The sequence below is a fragment of the Halomonas sp. ALS9 genome, assembly GCF_001651035.1.
GTDB lineage: Bacteria > Pseudomonadota > Gammaproteobacteria > Pseudomonadales > Halomonadaceae > Vreelandella.
This window is the reverse complement of sequence record NZ_LXRG01000135.1, coordinates 1-562: the sequence shown is the minus strand read 5'-3', so window position 1 is coordinate 562 and position 562 is coordinate 1. Positions and strand designations below refer to the sequence as shown.

The 562-nt window shown below is 69.9% G+C and carries 1 protein-coding gene; it reads left to right on the top strand.

The annotated features are described in order from the left end of the window. Nucleotides 1-436: ATP-binding cassette domain-containing protein (locus A6R74_RS10480; RefSeq protein ID WP_121499380.1), on the top strand; the 436-nt coding region annotated here is incomplete at its 5' end. Nucleotides 437-562: the final 126 nt, after the last annotated feature.

The window sequence follows — 562 nt, the reverse complement described above, 5'->3', positions numbered from 1 at the left end:
CCGTGACGAGATCGTCCGGGCCGGGCGGGCGGCCCGCGCCGACCACTTCATCCGTACGCTGCCGGAGGGCTACGACACCCTGATCGACGAGGACGGTGGGGGACTGAGCGCAGGGGAGAGGCAATTGCTCACCATCGCGCGCGCCTTCGTCACCAAGCCCTCGATCCTGGTCATGGACGAGGCCACCAGCTCCGTCGACACCCGGACCGAAGCGCTGGTCCAGCGGGCCATGGCCGATCTACGCCAGGGGCGGACCAGTTTCGTCATCGCCCACCGCCTGTCCACCATCCGCGACGCCGACACCATTCTGGTCATGGAGGACGGGCGCATCGCCGAGCAGGGCACCCACAGTCGGCTGCTCGCCGCCGGTGGTGTCTACGCACGCCTGCACGCGGCCCAGTTCACGTCAGCCCCGACCACGCCCGAACCCGCTTAAAGGACGAGGGCCGTCATCCCCCGGCAGGTCGGTCTCGCGTTGCCCACAGCACGCCGACGGTCAGGGCGACCCTCCAGGTGGCCGCGATCCGCCCGAAGACGATCACCGCGTCACGGGATATGGCGC